The sequence below is a fragment of the Miniphocaeibacter sp. genome (genome assembly GCF_049276255.1).
Classification (GTDB): domain Bacteria; phylum Bacillota; class Clostridia; order Tissierellales; family Peptoniphilaceae; genus Miniphocaeibacter.
On record NZ_JBASWB010000014.1, the window covers coordinates 1 to 17533 of the forward strand.

The window sequence follows — 17533 nt, forward strand, 5'->3', positions numbered from 1 at the left end:
ATTATCATCAATTGATGATAAATCTGTTTTCTTTGGATAATATTCTCTTAATAGTCCATTACTATTCTCGTTAGTTCCTCTTTGCCAAGCACTATATGGATCAGCAAAATAGAAATCTATTCCTAGTTGATTTTCTACACTTTCATAACAAGCAAATTCTTTTCCTCTATCAGAAGTGAAACTTTTAAATGCTTTTTTAGGTAATGCCTTTACCAGTTGTTCTATAGCTTTCATCATAGAGTCTTTGCTTCTATCCTTCATTTTTATCGCAATATAGAATCTGGTTTTCATCTCTGCGAATGTTGCTAAACATCCTTTGCTTTTACCTCTAGAAGAAACAACTGTATCTAGTTCCCAATGTCCAAATTCTATGCGTTTCTTTACATGATTTGGTCTTTGTGATATTGATTTGCCAATATTAAATTTGCCTCTAGTTTCTTTAGATTTCCTACTATTTCCTTTCCTTCGCAAAACCTTTAAATTACAGATAAAACTTTAGAATAAATCCAATTATAAATGGTTTTAAAAGATAATATACCTTCTAAATCTCTGCACATTATTTGTTCTGGAGACCACGATTTATTCAATCTTTCTTGAATAAAACTCCCTAAACTGTATGTAAATTTAAACTTTCTCCCCTTATTCTTAGATTTTTCTTCATAATCTTTTGAGCGATTTTACTGAATATTCAACTGTATATCTTTTTATTTCTATCATCCATGGTAAGATGTTTATGATTCTTAACATTCTCCGACCTGTGTGTTTTGTGGATATTAACATTTTACACGAATTTTGGAATTTGTTATGAGTTTTTTATTTTAGGTGTTGCATTTAATTTTACAATCTATCGTATATAAAACTCAATTATTAAAGTAATATTTAATTACATTCTGATATTGACTATAATTTTTTATCTTATTCTTTGTCAAATTAAGTTAGACAATTATAAACTTCATTCTGCCGTAAATGATTTTAAAAAGAAAAACTAGATAAACTATTGAATTCCACTTTGATAAAAAAATATAATTTTTGAGATTAAATCTTTCTAAATTTCATGATTTTTTATTTAAAGTAATAATACTTTATGAAGACTTTATCTTAGTTAAAACGAAACTTTATTTTACTTTGATAGGATAAGGATAAGTAAAAAATATTATAGGAGGAAAGAAATGCAAAATGAAAATCAAGTTCCAGTATTAGAGTTAAAAGGCATTACAAAAAGAGTAAACAAGAAAAATCTAGTGGATAATTTAGGCTTTAATTTGAATAAGGGAGATATATATGGTTTTTTAGGACCTAATGGTTCTGGTAAAACAACGACTTTAAGGATGATAACGCAATTGGTTTTTCCAACATCTGGGGAAATACTAATTAACGGATATTCTGTTGAAAAAGATCATCGGAAAGCATTATCTACTGTGGGAAGTATTATTGAGAATCCAGCGTTTTATTTAGATCTAACAGCTAAAGAGAATTTAATCCTTAGCAATACCTTGGCGGATAAACCCGTTAAAAAATCAAGAATTGATGAAGTTTTAGAGATAGTGCGTTTAAGTGATGCAAAAAATGATAAAGTAAAAACTTTTTCCTTAGGAATGAAACAACGGCTAGGTTTAGCGAATGCATTGCTTTGTAAGCCTAACTTAATTATTCTTGATGAACCAACAAATGGTGTCGATCCAGTTGGATTACGTGAAATGAAGGTTTTGATTAAAGATTTGGCTAAAAGAGAAAATATTACATTTTTGATTTCAAGTCATATGTTAAGAGAAATGCAGGATTTATGTAATCGAGTTACAATTATCCAGAGAGGTAGATTAGTAGAAAGTGGAGCAGTAGATGAGTTGCTGGAAAAATATCAAGTAAATGATTTAGAAGATTTATTCTTTGCTTGTGTGGGGGATAATCAAAATGAAAAAAATTAACAAATTAGTAATCTTTGAAGTAAAGCGCATGATTGCATCAAAATTAACTCTTGTCTATTCTGTTATCTATTTGGTCAGTTTTATTATATCAGCACTTTTTTATAAGATTATGGGCAGTGAAGGCTCTGTCTTGACAGTAGGAAATGCCCAGTCATTTCCCATACAGCATTTACAAGCGAGTTTTTTCTTTACGGGTATCTTTGTTGCTATCTATGTCAGTAGGATTAGTAGTCAAAACCGTACAAATGGGGTGATTAAAATACCATTAACACGATCTGTTTCTCGTATGGAATATTTCGTTAGCCGTGTCTGCTCTATTTTCCTATTTTGTTTATTTATTACATTTATTATGATTATACTTAGTTACATAGTAGGTATGTTCTATTTTGGATGGGGAGACCAGTTAGTTTTTCATTCATTTATTGCTAACGGTTTAATAGGAATCTTAGTTACCTTTTTATCTGGTGCTGTCTTCGCCTTTGCATATTTCGGATTTGGCTTGATAGGGTTGGTTATTTCTATGTACTATGATCGGATAATAGAAAGTGCTACAATAATGGGAATCTTCTTAATGGTTGGACAATATTTTGAGCTTCTCCCTAAGATAAGACAATTTACTATTTTTCATCAAATGTTATTTTTTCATATGGATATATTTAATAAGCCACTTTTATACAATGTTAAAAGTTTTCTGATTATTGTTGTATACTGTGTTATTTTTAGCTATGTTGGCTATAAAATATTCCAAAAAAAAGATTTATTTGTTTAATAGATGGGAGGATAATATGTTTAAGCAGCTACAATTTGATTTTAAAAGAATGACATATCAAAAAAAATATATGCTAATATTGACAATTATTTCACTCTTGAGCATTGCTTTTTCAGCTTTTGTAGTCTATAGAGGTCAATCGAATATAGCCGTGGTGAAAGCGAGCTTAGCACAGTTTCGACCATTGTATTGGCTCATTTGCTGTTATCTTATCTGCGATTTAATTATGATTGATTATCATAATGGCACAATTAAAGGAATTATTCCATATTCAAGTAGTCGTAGAATTTATCTTTTATCTAAAGTAATAACATCAATTACTACATGTTATTTGATTTTATTAACTCATTTATGTAGTACGATTTTCACAACGATTGTGTTGTCTTCTCAATTAGATTACTTAGAGTTAGGAAGCTTTTTCTTTTTGTCTTCGGTGGGTGCCACGGAAACTATATTGTTGTTTACTGGTCTTCTTTTATTAAGTATGATTATTACAGAAAGTGAACCAGTTACAATTGGTTTTGGATTAGGAATGGTTTTTATTATGTTGATCCTAGAATCTATTCAGCAGATTGCTGACTATGTACCAACAATGCAAATGATACAACTACCTTTAACTAGTGGTTCTGAATTTAAATTAGGTATTTGGATTGCTATGGTGATAGTTTTATTTGGGATAATGAGTTGGATTGCTGCAATGCAGGTATTTAAACGCAAAGATTTATTTCTTTAAAATAATTGTGATGTAAAATGGATATTTCAATGATACAATACAGCTACAAAAATTAATAAACAGATAACTATGAGGAGACAAAGATGAAAAAGAGAATATTGATTATCGAAGATGAACGAGATTTAGCTAATATGATAAAAATTTATCTTCATAAGGAACAATATCAGGTTGAAGTATGTGATGATGGTAATTATGCGATTTCTGTTGTTGAGAATTTCAATCCAGATATGATTTTATTAGATTTAATGCTTCCCGGAAAAGATGGGTTAGAAATTCTCCGGGAAATTCGCACAAAGTTAATATTGCCAGTAATTATTATTAGTGCTAAAGAAACAGAGTCTGATCGTATTTTAGGATTAAAACTTGGAGCAGATGACTATTTAACTAAACCCTTTTCAATAAAAGAATTAGTAGTACGAGTTGCCACACTTTTTAGACGTATAGATACTTACCAACATTTAAAAGATATTCAAAGACAATTTCAATATGATGATATTTTTATTGATTTTTCGGCTAGATTAGTAAAAAAACAACAAGCAATCGTTAGCCTTACAGCTAAAGAATTTGATTTGCTTGCTTATTTATTAAAACATCCAAAACAAGTTATGAGTAAGGAGCAATTATACGATAATGTATGGGGAATCAATAAATATGGTGATATAAATACGGTAGCAATTCACATTCAAAAAATAAGGGAAAAACTAGGAAAATATAATAATATAAGTACCGTGCGGGGAGTTGGTTATCGATTTGATGGTGAATTAGAATGAAAGAAAGTATAGTACGTCAACTAGGAATAAATTGCTTAATACTATCTATTTTTTCTATTATTTCCACACTTTTTCTAGTGCATGTTGAATTTGTTTTTGTTTTTTTGATATTTGTTACTATTCCAACTTTGATTTTGACTATTTGGCTTGTCCTTTTCATTAGAAACAGAGTAATTAAACCGTTAATTTTAATAACTGAGGAAGCTAATTCTATTTCAATAGGTAATTTATCACATCCTATTATATATGATAGGGATGATGAACTTGGAAATTTTATTTTAATATTTGATCAAATGAGAAAAAGACTAGAGCAACAACAAAATAAACAAAAAGTATTTGAAATTGAGCGAAAGAACTTTATTACTAGTATTTCACACGATATGAAAACACCCATTGCTTCTATTTCAGCATATGTTGAAGCGTTACAAGATGGAATGGCCAATTCACCAGAAGAAGAAGCACAATATTTTAAAATAATTGAAAGTAAGTTGACTTTATTGACAGAACTTTCAAAGCAGTTGAGTTTGAGCTACTCTTTACCAGAGGATTTACATTTAGACTATCAAGAGATAAATTGTTATGATTGGATAACTATTTTTTTTAAAAATAGCCAAAGTGAATGTAAAATTAGAGGAATATCATCAGAGTTTAAAAATGAGATTAAGAAAAAGAGTACGGCGGTTATGTTAGTTGATTTAAATCAACTACATCGAGCTCTTCAAAATATATTGAGTAATTCACTTCGCTACACAAAAAAATGCTTGTCAATGTCTACTAGACTAGATGAACAAAACTTTTATCTTGTCATGGAAAATGATGGGTGCCTATTAGAAACAACTAATGTAGAAAAAATTTTTGAAAGATTTTATACGGAAGAGCGTTCTGGTTCTCAAGGACATTTGGGATTGGGCCTGTCTATTTCTAAAACAATTATTCAATCTATGAAAGGTAGCTTAACTGCACAGGTTTCTGGAGATACTATTTCTTTTGAAATTCAGATTCCACTCTATGGTGAAAATCCTAATGAGTGATAAATTATATAATGGTAAATGGAAGATAGTGTTAAATTCAAATTGCTACAAATACAGAAATAGGTATATAAATAGAAATGGCAAAATGTTTCTCTGATTTTTGTCATTTTCTATTTTACAGAAGTTGACTATCAAGAAGATTATTGTAGATATGAGATTTACATCTTGGGAATATTAATGAATATTAGTATTTAACTTGTGCTATTTCAAGTTTAAAAATAAATTGCTTTTTAATCATCTATATTTCATATATAACAAAAGACCGCATCACTTATGATGCGGTTCTCCGTATCGGTTTGATATGCGGTTTTTTATTGATGCTATATTAATAATTTTTAAATATTGTAATTTAAACTGATATAATATACTCAAAATAAGATTTGTTTAAATATTAATAATTATATAGGAGCAACAAATTGAATAAAACACAAATAGAGAAAAAAGCAGTTAATATAATGAGAGAGTTTATCTCAATGTTTCCTAATTTAGATGAAAATTTTGAAACTGATGATAAAAATATTTCTTGGGATGGAGAAATATTATTATATAAGTTAAAAGACAGTGTGGAATTTAGTAAAAAAAATTTTCTTAATAAAATAGCTGTACAGATAAAAGGAAGAGAAGTAAAAACTAAAGATGATTTAAGTAATGGGAAAATGCAGTTTGATTATTATGATTTAAAGAATTATGCATATAATAATGGATGTATTATATTCTTAGTAAATATGTTAGTGGAAAATAATACTGTGAAACAACATAAAATATTTTTTAAAACCTTTAATAATTTAAATTTTGTGTTATTAAATCCAAAAATAAAAATGCCTACAATAAAATTTTTGGAACTAAATAAAGAGTCGAAAGAAAATTTTATTGGTATATTATTAGGATTTGTAGAAGCTAATAAGGGAGCTCAAATTTACTTAAATGAAGATTTTTTAATAGATAATCTGGATAAATATACATTTAGATATATTTCAGTGGATGGAACAAAAAATATGTCAGATTTACTATTTAATGATGAAAAATTTGCTAATATGACAGGATATTTTCTAATAGAGATGGATCAAGGTGTTTTTTCATATAAGGCAATAGATGATAATGTAAGCAAAAAAGAAATAAAGTTTAAACATCCATTCAGATTTAATAGTAAAGAATTTATTATGGATGTAACACGAACTTCCAATGAAGTAAAATATGAATATAAAGATATTTTAAAAATATCATCTAAAAAATCTAATAAAAAATCTGGACGAATTGATATGTATTATAATCTAGATTGTGAAAATAAAATAATACTTGATTTATTAGAAGTAAAAGAATTTATAGAATATTTAATAGACACAGAAGTAATGTCTAAAGATAGGCAATTGATAGAGTTACTGAATTCAATAAAAGAATATAATAGTTTTTTAGATAAATTTACTAGTCTAAATAAGAATAATTGCATTTTTAAAGCAAGTAAAAAATCACGGAAAAATATTCCAAATGAAGAGTTGAAATTAACATCAGATTTAAAAATAGTAATTGGCAACATTGAAAACTTAAGACTTATATATTTAATTAATGATAAGGAGAATTTGTTAATTGATGTATTTGATGAAGATTTAAATATGTATATTAAGCTAGAAGAAAAATATCTAACGAATGTAGTATATTTTATTAATATCTGTGGATTTGATACCATAAAAAACGTAGATAATTTTATATTTACTATTGATAATAAAATATTTGAAGAAAATAAATTTCTAAAAATTGAATACAGCATGTTCAATGACACTATTCTAACATTATTAAAATTATATGATTTAGGTAGAAATGTAAAAATAGAAGCAGTAAAAAAATTATTCAATGAATATTTTAAAATAAATAATATAGAAATGGAAATAATAGATGTATTGAATAAATATCAGATAATAAAAAGAATTAGAAAGCTTTCACAAGAGGAGATAAAAGAAATTATATCTATGAAAAATAGTAATCTATATAAAAATTATGATATAGTATGTGGATGTTGTTGCTTGTTAAATAATAAAGAAGAATTCAAGATTTATTTTGATAATCTTTCAAAGGAAGAAAAGATCGGTTTTAGAGAATATCCTATGTATAATTTATTGAATATGAATCTTGATTAAACTGAGCCTATGATATTTTTTATCTTATCATAGAAGGCTATTTTTACAGACTTTTTTCGCAGAGTCAAAATTCCCTTGAATATTATAGTTATTTCCTAAATTAAGACGTTTATTTAAAACTAAATCTACAAAATTAGTACATTCATCCTATGATTCTGCCTTTTTTATTTTAAAATATTTGTAAACATATCTTAAATGAAACAATATAGCTAAAATTAAAAAGACAATATATATCCCTAGAATAATATTGTTAGTCATTTCATCGTTGAGATAATTACTTACTTTATCAATCAGATATATTTCTCCAATAATAGGTAAAAATAATGGTTTTGGATCACTATAATCTATAGTTAGGTTTTTGTTCATAACTCTACTCCTTTAAAGTTTTAGCGATATATATATTGCTTATAGTTACATATTGGTGTTATTATATTATATTGTCAAGCTTTTTTGAAATATTTTTTCTAAAAAATAGAGCCCCTTGTTTAGATGGCTCTATTTCAATATTTTATTATTAGTATATATTAGAATCATCATCTTCGTTGAAAGTGGAATTTTCTTCTTTGATATCTCCACTGCTCTTATTCTCTTTAACTTTGTTTATTTCAGAACCTATTTTTGAAGAAGCTTTTCTAACATAAGATTTTACTTCATCAAAGTCCTTGCTCAACTCTTCTTTTTTTATAGTACCATCATATAGGACATTACCAGCAGTAAATCCTATACTGGCACATATGAATACATAAAGTCCAGCTCCTGTAACATTAACATTTTCCCAGAATAAATCTATGGTATTTCCGAATGCAAATAATATTGAAAATATGGAAACAATAGTTCCTAGTATTACACCTATAATTTTATTGTATTCGTCACCCTTTAATATTTTATAAACAGGATAGATATATAATACAAGTAAGAGGAAACCTTGTTGACCAAAGCCACTTAAACTTCCCAATCCAGTATCTGCCCAAGGCATAAACAACGATATTATAGCTACAACTGTAGATATTAATATAATTTTTTCTCCTAAGTTAAATTCATTAAATTTTTTCATAAATGTCTCCTTTTATTTTTGTATTTTGATATTATATTGGTTTTAATCATAATTCATAATAAATAAATTATGATAATTTATATTCTTTTACTGCCTCAGATATCTTCTCTTTCCATTGTTGTTTTTGCTTCATAAAAACAACAAATTCATGGGATTTTCCATCTTTTGTTACAACCTTTATCATATGAGGAACAGGAAGGAAAATATTTAAGGTATTTCCGGAAAAGGCTATATCATCAAATAGTATTTCATCAAATTTAGAACCGAAATTTATGGAATGAGCTAGAAAAACTAAACGTCTATCCGTTAATATCAGATTTCCACCTTTATTCATTCCTAAAAATTGCTGTTTGTTTACACCACCTTTCATAATAACTTTTTCTCCAGGTTCTAAAAAATCATAGTTAACCTTCATTCCAATTTTTTCTGTAAGCTTATCTAAACCAAACTTTATTTATAAACCTCCCAATTATTCATAGTTTATTTTTAATAACCCTTTTTTCTAAAATCGCTATTACTAAACCTTTTAGAATAGGGAATATAGAATTTTTTACCAGTTATTTTTATTGTATTTACATAATCTACTCTAAACATTTTTAAGTCCTCATTGTCATCTTTGTGTATATATGCAATTAAATAGAAATAGTAATTTTTAAATAATATTGAAACAGGTTTTACAATATTATCTATTTCGGTATCGTGAACTTTATATTTAAAGGATATAATATCTTTATTAGATATATATTCAGTTAGTTTCCATATGGATTTAAGCATATTCTTATTAGATACAAATGAGATGTACCTATCAAAATCATCACTAATTATTTCTTCAATGTGTCCCTTATCATGATTAGATACATATTTTTTCAATTTTTTAATCAACGGACGTATTTCAGCTTTTTCTAAGGAATGGCTTCCTAGTAGTATCATACAAATAATCAATACCTCCTCTTTAGTTAACCAATCGTTTTCTAATCTTTGTAGATAATAACCATTTATTTTTTTATCATATTTAATAATTGTATCTATTTCAAAGGGATATATTTCCCTTAAATAAATCCTAAGTTCATTAAAATCTCTTTGAATAGTTTTTAAAGAAACATTAAATTCTTTAGACAAAGAATCCTTATTTAAAACCTTGCCTTTATTCATTCTTTCGTATATAAGTAGTAATCTAAAACCTTTATTACCTTTTAAATTTATAGATTTTCTCAATAATGCAAACCTCCAAGCTACATTAATATAATAATAACTTTTAACATGGACATATAATGGGGTTTAACCTTAATATTATTTTTTTATGCTAGATTATTTATAAATATAAAAAGAAATAGATATTTAACAACCTATTTCTTTGAAAAAGTTAATTTATATTTAGCACTATTTATTATATTTTTCCAAAATCCATTTATTTCTAATCTTAGGATTTAAAGGATGATACATTTTTTCTTTATTTTTATCTATCAAATAATACATGTTCAGTTTTATATTTTCAAATAACTTAATAATCTCTAAAGTCCTGCCTTTTACTATTTTATTTGTATTTGGTAAAGTACCCCAAGCAAATATTACTTTCTTACATAGCTTGGCTTGTTCTACCAAGATATTATCATTTTCATTAAAAGCTCTTTTACTTATATTTTTTATATTATTACCAGGAAATAGATTTACAAATATAATACAGCCGATATCGTACTTGGAAAGTTCATTGAATATAATTCTGGTGGTCATATCTTCATTTAGTAAAGAGCTACTACCTGGATATAAGGTAACGATCATGTATTTGTCATTATTATTATCCCAAGTTTTACTAAGTGAATACCTGTATTTATTATTTTTATATTAAATATTTCTGTTATAATATTAATATTTTCTTTAACAATCATTTTTTATTCTCCTTAATTAATATATTAAGAATAGCAGTAACACATTTTATTAGAGTTTTTACATTACTATTCATTATAACAATCTCCGAATTTGTAATATACTAAATCCCAGTCTTTTAATAGCCCCATTATTATTACTTTATCTGTTTTAATGGTATTAATATAATAAAGATAGTAATCCCTATATAAATAAGTATGAGTCATAACATAAGTTGGTAACACTATATTTTTGGGAAATAGTTCATCGTCTAATTCACTAGACTTAAACTTATCGATTCATAGGCAATATATTCAATATCTATATTTGTTTTTAGGTATTTCTCCATAAATTCATGTGCTGATCTTAAATCGTATTTCATAATTTGACCTCTTAACATAATTGTTAAACTTATATACAAAAACTAAATTTATAACTTGTATTGTCCTTATATTTATGCATTAAAAAAGATGCATCCATTTCGGATGCACCTTTTTCACAGTTTAAGTAATCTAATATTTCATCATTAATTACTATTTTTATAGAGTTTATTTCTCTTTTTTTATTAATGGTAAATTCTGGAATTAAGAGTTGAATTAGTTTCTTTTGTTGATTTATGTTATTGCTTTTTAATAGTAATTCACCGAATTTTTCAACTATATTTTGAATATACTCATATGAGATTTTTTCAACATTTTTATTTGATAATTTTTTTAATAGTTTCATTTTTTCTTTTTCTAGTTCTAGTTTTTCAGGTGAATATTTTTATTTTCTAAGTTTAAACTCTTCATTAGTGATAATACCTTCCTCCAGTGCATTAAATAATTTATCTATTTTATCATTTAGTTTTTTTATTTCTAAATCTATATTATTTAATCTTTTCTTTAAAGGTTCTAAATCTAATTCTTCTTTATTATTAATATTTTCTACAATATCTTTTATTATTCTAGGATTATTTAAAAGGGATTCTATTTTTTTAAAAACATATTTATTAGCAATATCCACTCTTGTTCCATTGGAATTACAAACAGCTGTTCCTTTATTCTTCCAGTTTCCGCAAACGTAATAGTCGATTTTTTTCTTAGTACCATCTTTTAATTTGTTAACAGTTCGGGACATCACCATTCCAGCACCACAAACAGGACATTTTAATACTCCCGTAAGAGCAAATTTCCCATCATATATTCTAGCAGGTTTTTCTCTTCTGTTTCTATTTATAGTTTGGACTCTATTCCAAACTTCCATATCAATAATTGGTTCATATTTACCGTCAACTAAAATAGGATTTGAATTTACGTTTTTTCTTCTCTTTTCAGACCATTTTTAGATTAACATTTACAGCATTGTGCAATGAGAAGGTTTTTTTAGTATACCCTCAAAAAATTTATTATCTTCCCAAATATCTATATCTGAATCTAACAAGTTTAATATAATTTGATCTATAGATTTATCTTTATTTAACATTTTATTACAAACCTTTCATAATTTTTAAATTATTATATTACTATTATATATAGCATATAATATAATAAAAAGAAAAATATCGTCTAGAATACATTAGGACTATTAGGAAGGAGTAATTATGAGTAAAAAAAATGAAAATCCATTAGATGATAGGATTATTAAATTACAAAAAGATTTTGATAATGCTTTTGACAACAAAGATGAAAAGAAGATAGAAAAATTAATAAATAAGGCTATAAATTCATTTAATAATAAAGATTTAAATGTAATATCAATAGCATCACTTTACTACTCAATTGCTAATGGTTATAGTGACTTGATTACATTATCAAATAGTGGAAGTAATGAAAAAATTATAGAAAAAATCATATACTTTTATAGAAAGAGTATTAATATTATAAAAGAATATGATTATACATATGAGGAAAAGCAATATTTTTTAGGATTAATGCTAAGTTTATACACTAACTATGCAAATATATTAAGTACAATAGGTAGAACTATAGAAGCGATAAAATACTTTAAAATAGTACTTACGTTAGATGATTCTTTTGCTATGGCTATGGGGAATTTAGGAATATCATATATGACTTATTCCAATATTATATATGATAAAGGACATAAAAATATTCTTAATTATTTTTCATACCATTACCTTAAAAATTCAATTGAGAATATAAATGAGAAAATAGACAAAGGTGCAAAGGAGATGTTCATGTATTATTTAGACTTATATGATACTGAATATATTGAAAAGTTTTTAAGTCAAAAACTAGATATACCAAGACATTCATTAGGAATGTCTAATGCAGAAAAAAATTATCGAAACTGGTGTTTAGAAAATAACTTATTTTTAAATCCTATGAATGACTTACCAATAAAAGAAAATTTTATTGCTAGTGACATAGTACATTTACCAGATATTACTATGTCAGTAAAGAAAAATATCAATTATAAGTTTCATATAATGTATAATAATTTAAAGGAAGAATTTATTAGCTCAAGATTTTTATATTATGAATCTTTGGAGCCTAATTATAAAACTCATTATTCAGATAGGGATGTTTATCTAACCAACAATTTGGATAATGCTATGCATTCAGTGCGGATAGAAAAATTAAAAAGCTCATTTAAGTTATTATATTCTATTCTTGATAAATCGTCATTTTTTTTAAATGAATATTATAATCTTAATATTAATGAAAATGAAATTACATTTAGAAATTTATGGGAGAGCAGTAAAGAATGTAATCTAAATATATTGCCATACGTAAACAATTATGGATTAAATGCTATTAGATGGCTATACAAAGATATTTTTGTTAATTTACATAAATCCCCTAACCCACATTCTAAAATATTACATACATTAAGAAATGCTTTAGAACATAGATTTTTAGTCGTTACAAATAGTTTAACATTAAATGAAGATTTAGAGGAAAAAGGAAATATATGGTATATATCTGAAAAAAATTTTCAAAACTACACATTAGAATTATTACATATGGTTAGAGAGCTACTTATTTATTTAGTAATTAGTGTAAATATTAGCGAAAATGAAAAGAAAAAATCTTATAAGAGAGGATTTATTCCATCAATTAATGCCGATAATTATGAGGATGAATGGAAAATATAAAGAATTCGTATGGAGTTTATTTAAAATATAGGTATAGATGGAGAGATTGTTCATATATCTGGATATAGTTATAACATATTTATTTATATTAGATAATATGATATAGCAATTGCTAGGATTCTGTATCCTGTATACATGGCTCAGCCTTTGAAGATGAACTTTTAAATGAAAGTTGGAATAAAATTTTAAGTTATGATCTTGAGGTGGTATATTATGACATGTAAAAGAGGATGATGTTAAAACATTAACTCTTTTAGTGATACTGAGTATTGAATAGTGGAAAGAAACTAAAAAGGAAAAAAATATGGACTGGAAGGAAATAGGAAATGGAAGTAAGTAAATTTATGATTAAAAATATACCTGTAAATCTTTGGGGAGAATCTAAGGACAAAGTATTTCTTTATATACATGGAAAACAGGGTTATAAAGAGGAAACCGAAAAATTTGCTGAAATTGTATGTAAAAGATGTTGGCAAGTTTTAAGTATTGATTTGCCAGAACATGGAGATAGAAAAAAAGAAATAGACAAATTTAATCCATGGACAATTGTTCCAGAATTAAAAATTGTTATGAAATATTTAAAGGAAAGCTGGGATACCATAGGACTTAGGGCTACTAGCATTGGAGCTTGGTTTAGTATGATTGCTTTTCAAGATTATATTTTTGAAAGATGTTTGTTAGTATCACCTGTTATAGATATGAGAGAATTAATTTTTAAAATGATGAGTTGGAATCTGTGACATTAGAAAAATTGAAAGTAGAAGGAGAAATACCAACCAGTTTTGGAGAAACTCTTTCATGGAAATATTTAAGATATGCTACAGATAACCCAATTGAAAAATGGGAATCTCCAACATCTATTTTATATCCTGAATTTGACAATATGACAAGTTTAGAAACAGTAGTAAATTTCTCTAAGAATTTTAAAGTAGATCTAAGTATTTTAGAGAAATCAGAACATTATATCCATAGGCCGAAAGAACTAGAATATTTAAAGGAATGGACAATAAATGCATTATTTAAGACAGTATAAATCTATTATCTTTTTTTATATTTTAAGCATTGGGTAGAAGTATGGGAAATTTTACAGGTATGGTTTGTAGAAGCTTAAAATAAAGTTTATCATATTTTTTTAGGATTACATTTTTTAAGATTATTAATCTGATATAACATATACAGCAACTAGTTACTTAATTAACAGAATAGTAACTAGTTGCTATTATATTGGTGTATTACATGGGAGGTGTTTTTCTTGGATATTAAAAAAGCTTTTATAAATCGAGATAAGAACAGAGAAGAAAGGATGTATGGAATTTTTGCAAGTCTTTTTATTTTTCAGAATAGGTTACAAACTTTATTTGATAATTTTGATTCAAGCATTACTTTAAAACAATTTATGCTTCTTATTTTGATAAAGATGTCTAAGCCTAATGAAACTTTTACTAATTATGGGAAAATGTTAGGATGTTCAAGACAGAATATTAAGAAGTTAGTGAACCTATTAGAAAAAAATTATTATATAGAACTTAGAATTGATGACTTGGATAAAAGGAAGAGTTCGATTAAAATTACTAAAAAGACAGAGGATTTTTTCATTAATAATTCTGATCTACACTTAGAAAAGTTAGATTTGTTATTTAAAGATTACACGGATGAAGAAATTAAACAATTTTATGCAATGATGGGAAAGTTATATGATGGAATAGAGAGACTGGAAAAAATTAAATGAGAAGGAAGTTGGTGGATACTGTGGGAATAATAATCGGGTGTATATTAATAATTCTGGCTAGTGTTATAGTTTATTTTTATATTCCATATTCTCCTCTTAATTCTGAATATAAGAATATTTGTCATAAAATTGAAGAAGAAAGACTAAATAGTGAAGTATTATTGAAAGATGAAATTGAATCACTACCAAGTATGATTCAAAAATATATTGTTACAAATGGATATATTGGAAGCCCAATAGTTAATTCAATGCAAATCAAATTTTTAGATGCTGATTTTATACTAAATAAAGGAGACTCTCCAATTAAGATTAATTACTATCAAATTAATGAAGCTTCTGAGCCAAACAGGATTGCATTAATAGATACTTCCATGTATGGAATTCCATTTCAAGGGTTGGATAAATACATGTATGGAAATGGAACAATGAGGGGAGTTTTAGCAAAAAGCATAACATTGTTTAACCAGAAAGGAAAAGAAATTAATACCTCCAGTATGTTAACTTATTTGTCTGAATCTATATTAATGCCATCAATATTAACAAATGAAAGTTTTCAGTGGGAAGATATAGATGAATATAATGTAAAAGTTTCATTAAAATATTATGGTGAAGAAGTATCTGGGATTTTTACATTTGATGATTCTTGGAAGGTGATTTCCTTTAAGACAAATCAAAGGATCTTAGTATCTACTGATGGAAATACCAATCAAATTCCATGGGAAGTTAAATATCTGCATTATGAGAAATATGATGAATTTATTAGACCAAATCAAATACAAGCAATATGGCATTATGAAGATGAGAGTTCAATATATTTTAATGGAATTATTAATGAGATTATTTATAATTAATAAGTTGCAAGAAGGAAATAGTTCTAATGAATACTAGATTTTGAAATATAATAACAAGGGTTATTATCTATTAGTGGTGAAAGTGGTAATAAAAGGAAAAACTTTCATTGTTAAACATATGAAAAGTAAAACAAGGATAAGCTAGAGTTAAAAGCGGACTTAATTTAGTCCGCTATATCTAGTGTTTGACTACTAAATTTAGACTTATTTTTGCATGAAAAAAATCAGGGCTATGGCAGTAATGATAAGTATGTATATAATTAAATACTATAGTTGAGCTTGGACAAATTTATAGACATCGTAAAATTATAAATGATCTTAATGAAATAAATCACCAGTTTTTTCTATTTTCATTGGTTATTTTTTCAGTAAATTTATCTATTCTATAGAAGCCTAGAATTTCGTCATCTCCTAATTTAGCTCCATTTTCATCTATTTTGCTTTTATAGTAAACAAATTCAATTTTATTATCATCAAAAAAACTTTCATTAAAAATAATTGTTTTTATAATAAAATTTTTTGTACTATTATCTTTTTCTTTATATACTAATGCATATAATTGCCCCTTTGATGTATAGTCAAAGGATATAGGTTCAGTTAATCTTTCTCCTTCTTCTTTTAAAAAGGCAGATAAGTTACGGTACTGATTCTTTAGTTCTTCTTGCTCTTTTTCTATTTTTTTATTTTCCTGGTTTATTCTTTCTAAATAAGCATTTTCCTGTTTTTCTGTATCTACAGGATCTTTGTCATTGTCTTTGTATTTAACTTTGTCTCTTATTTCTTCGAATTTTCCATTTTTGTAATATACCTTAAATTTGTCATAAGTTGGATAATCTCCTTTTAGAGTAAGTAAAGCATATTCTTTATTCCAAATTATTTCCCAACTATCTTCAGATAATCTTGCACCATCATTGTCAATAATTAAATTTTTCTTAGTTTTTATCTTTTTGTTTTCATAGACTATCTTTATACTTGCTGGACCAAAACCAAAAGATGTACCTATTTCTTGAAAGTAAAAGGAATTTTCCTTATAATGCTTTTCATCTATATTTGTGATTTGATATATAGCAAGGTAGAGAAAAAGAAATATAATTATTAAAAAAGTTAAAAATATAAAGCCTATAATCCTTGAAGTTGTTGACTTAAAGATAGTTAATGATGATATGAAGTTTTTGAATTTTTTCATTATTTTCTACCTATAAATTAAATTTTAGGACATTTAAATTCCAATTTATGTATTTACTAAAAAATATATCCTTTAATATTTTACTATATATAGTATACAGGATACTACAATGCTTTGTAGTTCTGTCAGAGAAATCATGAGTATTTATAATTTGAAAGTAATTATTTGTTTTGAAAATAAATGTTTATAACTGCATAACTATCTTCATTAAAACCTATAAGTATTTCTATTGTTTCCCTAATATCACTAGCAATATCTAAAATTGTTTTTTTCTTATTTGTTTTCTTCTCCGAATGTTACTTTTGTAAAAAATGTGAATTTCTATGGTAAGACGTGATTAGTCCAAGATTATCCAATAATTTTCTTTGAGTGAAAATTTATAGTTATTAA

19 protein-coding genes and 1 pseudogene are annotated in these 17533 nt (G+C 25.9%); 11 read left to right on the forward strand and 9 right to left on the reverse strand.

All coding sequences use genetic code 11. The annotated features are described in order from the left end of the window. A pseudogene (locus tag WAO56_RS01425) lies at positions 1–668 on the reverse strand (IS30 family transposase); the annotation flags it as partial. Positions 669–1169: 501 nt separating this feature from the next. Between WAO56_RS01425 and WAO56_RS01430 the strand changes: the two are divergent. The 6 genes from WAO56_RS01430 (at position 1170) to WAO56_RS01455 (ending at position 7360) form a co-directional block, all read left to right on the forward strand. After that, positions 1170–1925 (forward strand): ABC transporter ATP-binding protein, encoded by a 756-nt coding sequence (locus tag WAO56_RS01430; RefSeq protein ID WP_422144900.1) that lies wholly within the window; start codon positions 1170–1172, stop codon positions 1923–1925. Then, positions 1912–2694, forward strand: coding sequence for a hypothetical protein (locus tag WAO56_RS01435; protein ID WP_422144901.1), 783 nt, complete (start codon positions 1912–1914; stop codon positions 2692–2694). The genes WAO56_RS01430 and WAO56_RS01435 overlap by 14 nt, the downstream gene beginning before the upstream one ends. 16 nt (positions 2695–2710) lie before the next feature. Further along, positions 2711–3427 (forward strand): hypothetical protein, encoded by a 717-nt coding sequence (locus WAO56_RS01440; protein WP_422144902.1) that lies wholly within the window; start codon positions 2711–2713, stop codon positions 3425–3427. Positions 3428–3510: 83 nt separating this feature from the next. Continuing rightward, positions 3511–4197, forward strand: coding sequence for a response regulator transcription factor (locus WAO56_RS01445; protein WP_422144903.1), 687 nt, complete (start codon positions 3511–3513; stop codon positions 4195–4197). Then, positions 4194–5228, forward strand: coding sequence for a HAMP domain-containing sensor histidine kinase (locus tag WAO56_RS01450; RefSeq protein WP_422144904.1), 1035 nt, complete (start codon positions 4194–4196; stop codon positions 5226–5228). Before WAO56_RS01445 ends, WAO56_RS01450 begins: the two co-directional genes overlap by 4 nt. 416 nt (positions 5229–5644) lie before the next feature. Continuing rightward, positions 5645–7360, forward strand: coding sequence for a hypothetical protein (locus tag WAO56_RS01455; RefSeq protein WP_422144905.1), 1716 nt, complete (start codon positions 5645–5647; stop codon positions 7358–7360). Positions 7361–7507: 147 nt separating this feature from the next. Here WAO56_RS01455 and WAO56_RS01460 read toward each other — a convergent pair whose 3' ends face one another. The 7 genes from WAO56_RS01460 to WAO56_RS01490 form a co-directional block, all read right to left on the reverse strand. Beyond that, entirely contained in the window at positions 7508–7726 is a 219-nt protein-coding gene (locus tag WAO56_RS01460; protein ID WP_422144906.1) for a hypothetical protein, read from the reverse strand. A gap of 148 nt (positions 7727–7874) precedes the next feature. Further along, the gene (locus tag WAO56_RS01465; RefSeq protein ID WP_422144907.1) at positions 7875–8414 is read right to left on the reverse strand and encodes a hypothetical protein; all 540 of its coding nucleotides are present in this window, start codon (positions 8412–8414) and stop codon (positions 7875–7877) included. A gap of 67 nt (positions 8415–8481) precedes the next feature. Beyond that, complete coding sequence (locus WAO56_RS01470; RefSeq protein ID WP_422144908.1) at positions 8482–8829, reverse strand: hypothetical protein; 348 nt, start codon at positions 8827–8829, stop codon at positions 8482–8484. A 71-nt stretch (positions 8830–8900) separates the two neighbouring features. After that, a complete protein-coding gene (locus WAO56_RS01475; RefSeq protein ID WP_422146205.1) occupies positions 8901–9566 on the reverse strand; it encodes a helix-turn-helix transcriptional regulator in 666 nt (221 codons plus the stop codon). 228 nt (positions 9567–9794) lie between these two features. Beyond that, the gene (locus tag WAO56_RS01480) at positions 9795–10193 is read right to left on the reverse strand and encodes a DUF1643 domain-containing protein (RefSeq protein WP_422144910.1); all 399 of its coding nucleotides are present in this window, start codon (positions 10191–10193) and stop codon (positions 9795–9797) included. 495 nt (positions 10194–10688) lie between these two features. Then, positions 10689–11003, reverse strand: a complete 315-nt coding sequence (locus WAO56_RS01485) for a hypothetical protein (RefSeq protein ID WP_422144911.1) — start codon at positions 11001–11003, stop codon at positions 10689–10691. A gap of 39 nt (positions 11004–11042) precedes the next feature. Continuing rightward, positions 11043–11522, reverse strand: a complete 480-nt coding sequence (locus WAO56_RS01490) for a zinc ribbon domain-containing protein (RefSeq protein ID WP_422144912.1) — start codon at positions 11520–11522, stop codon at positions 11043–11045. Positions 11523–11859: 337 nt separating this feature from the next. Here WAO56_RS01490 and WAO56_RS01495 point away from each other — a divergent pair, with 337 nt between their 5' ends. The 5 genes from WAO56_RS01495 (at position 11860) to WAO56_RS01515 (ending at position 15957) form a co-directional block, all read left to right on the forward strand. Then, a complete protein-coding gene (locus WAO56_RS01495) occupies positions 11860–13377 on the forward strand; it encodes an LA2681 family HEPN domain-containing protein (protein WP_422144913.1) in 1518 nt (505 codons plus the stop codon). A 326-nt stretch (positions 13378–13703) separates the two neighbouring features. Further along, positions 13704–14117: an alpha/beta hydrolase gene (locus tag WAO56_RS01500; protein WP_422144914.1), complete on the forward strand. Its 414-nt coding sequence runs from the start codon at positions 13704–13706 to the stop codon at positions 14115–14117. Further along, positions 14114–14410 (forward strand): hypothetical protein, encoded by a 297-nt coding sequence (locus WAO56_RS01505; protein ID WP_422144915.1) that lies wholly within the window; start codon positions 14114–14116, stop codon positions 14408–14410. Before WAO56_RS01500 ends, WAO56_RS01505 begins: the two co-directional genes overlap by 4 nt. A 219-nt stretch (positions 14411–14629) precedes the next feature. Then, on the forward strand, positions 14630–15106 hold the full coding sequence (locus WAO56_RS01510; protein ID WP_422144916.1) for a MarR family winged helix-turn-helix transcriptional regulator: 477 nt from the start codon (positions 14630–14632) through the stop codon (positions 15104–15106). Continuing rightward, entirely contained in the window at positions 15103–15957 is an 855-nt protein-coding gene (locus tag WAO56_RS01515; RefSeq protein WP_422146206.1) for a DUF6544 family protein, read from the forward strand. The genes WAO56_RS01510 and WAO56_RS01515 overlap by 4 nt, the downstream gene beginning before the upstream one ends. A 331-nt stretch (positions 15958–16288) precedes the next feature. Here WAO56_RS01515 and WAO56_RS01520 read toward each other — a convergent pair whose 3' ends face one another. Further along, positions 16289–17143 (reverse strand): hypothetical protein, encoded by an 855-nt coding sequence (locus WAO56_RS01520; protein ID WP_422144918.1) that lies wholly within the window; start codon positions 17141–17143, stop codon positions 16289–16291. Positions 17144–17533 lie beyond the last annotated feature (390 nt).

Bases quoted from the DNA above. Each gene is read 5' to 3' on its own strand.
- WAO56_RS01495 (WP_422144913.1), top strand. From the start codon at position 11,860: ATGAGTAAAAAAAATGAAAATCCATTAGATGATAGGATTATTAAATTA.
- WAO56_RS01440 (WP_422144902.1), top strand. From the start codon at position 2,711: ATGTTTAAGCAGCTACAATTTGATTTTAAAAGAATGACATATCAAAAA.
- WAO56_RS01475 (WP_422146205.1), bottom strand. From the start codon at position 9,566: ATGAATAAAGGCAAGGTTTTAAATAAGGATTCTTTGTCTAAAGAATTT.
- WAO56_RS01500 (WP_422144914.1), top strand. From the start codon at position 13,704: ATGGAAGTAAGTAAATTTATGATTAAAAATATACCTGTAAATCTTTGG.
- WAO56_RS01450 (WP_422144904.1), top strand. From the start codon at position 4,194: ATGAAAGAAAGTATAGTACGTCAACTAGGAATAAATTGCTTAATACTA.
- WAO56_RS01435 (WP_422144901.1), top strand. From the start codon at position 1,912: ATGAAAAAAATTAACAAATTAGTAATCTTTGAAGTAAAGCGCATGATT.
- WAO56_RS01490 (WP_422144912.1), bottom strand. From the start codon at position 11,522: ATGGAAGTTTGGAATAGAGTCCAAACTATAAATAGAAACAGAAGAGAA.
- WAO56_RS01470 (WP_422144908.1), bottom strand. From the start codon at position 8,829: ATGAAGGTTAACTATGATTTTTTAGAACCTGGAGAAAAAGTTATTATG.
- WAO56_RS01465 (WP_422144907.1), bottom strand. From the start codon at position 8,414: ATGAAAAAATTTAATGAATTTAACTTAGGAGAAAAAATTATATTAATA.
- WAO56_RS01480 (WP_422144910.1), bottom strand. From the start codon at position 10,193: ATGATCGTTACCTTATATCCAGGTAGTAGCTCTTTACTAAATGAAGAT.
- WAO56_RS01515 (WP_422146206.1), top strand. From the start codon at position 15,103: ATGAGAAGGAAGTTGGTGGATACTGTGGGAATAATAATCGGGTGTATA.
- WAO56_RS01445 (WP_422144903.1), top strand. From the start codon at position 3,511: ATGAAAAAGAGAATATTGATTATCGAAGATGAACGAGATTTAGCTAAT.
- WAO56_RS01430 (WP_422144900.1), top strand. From the start codon at position 1,170: ATGCAAAATGAAAATCAAGTTCCAGTATTAGAGTTAAAAGGCATTACA.
- WAO56_RS01485 (WP_422144911.1), bottom strand. From the start codon at position 11,003: ATGAAACTATTAAAAAAATTATCAAATAAAAATGTTGAAAAAATCTCA.
- WAO56_RS01460 (WP_422144906.1), bottom strand. From the start codon at position 7,726: ATGAACAAAAACCTAACTATAGATTATAGTGATCCAAAACCATTATTT.
- WAO56_RS01520 (WP_422144918.1), bottom strand. From the start codon at position 17,143: ATGAAAAAATTCAAAAACTTCATATCATCATTAACTATCTTTAAGTCA.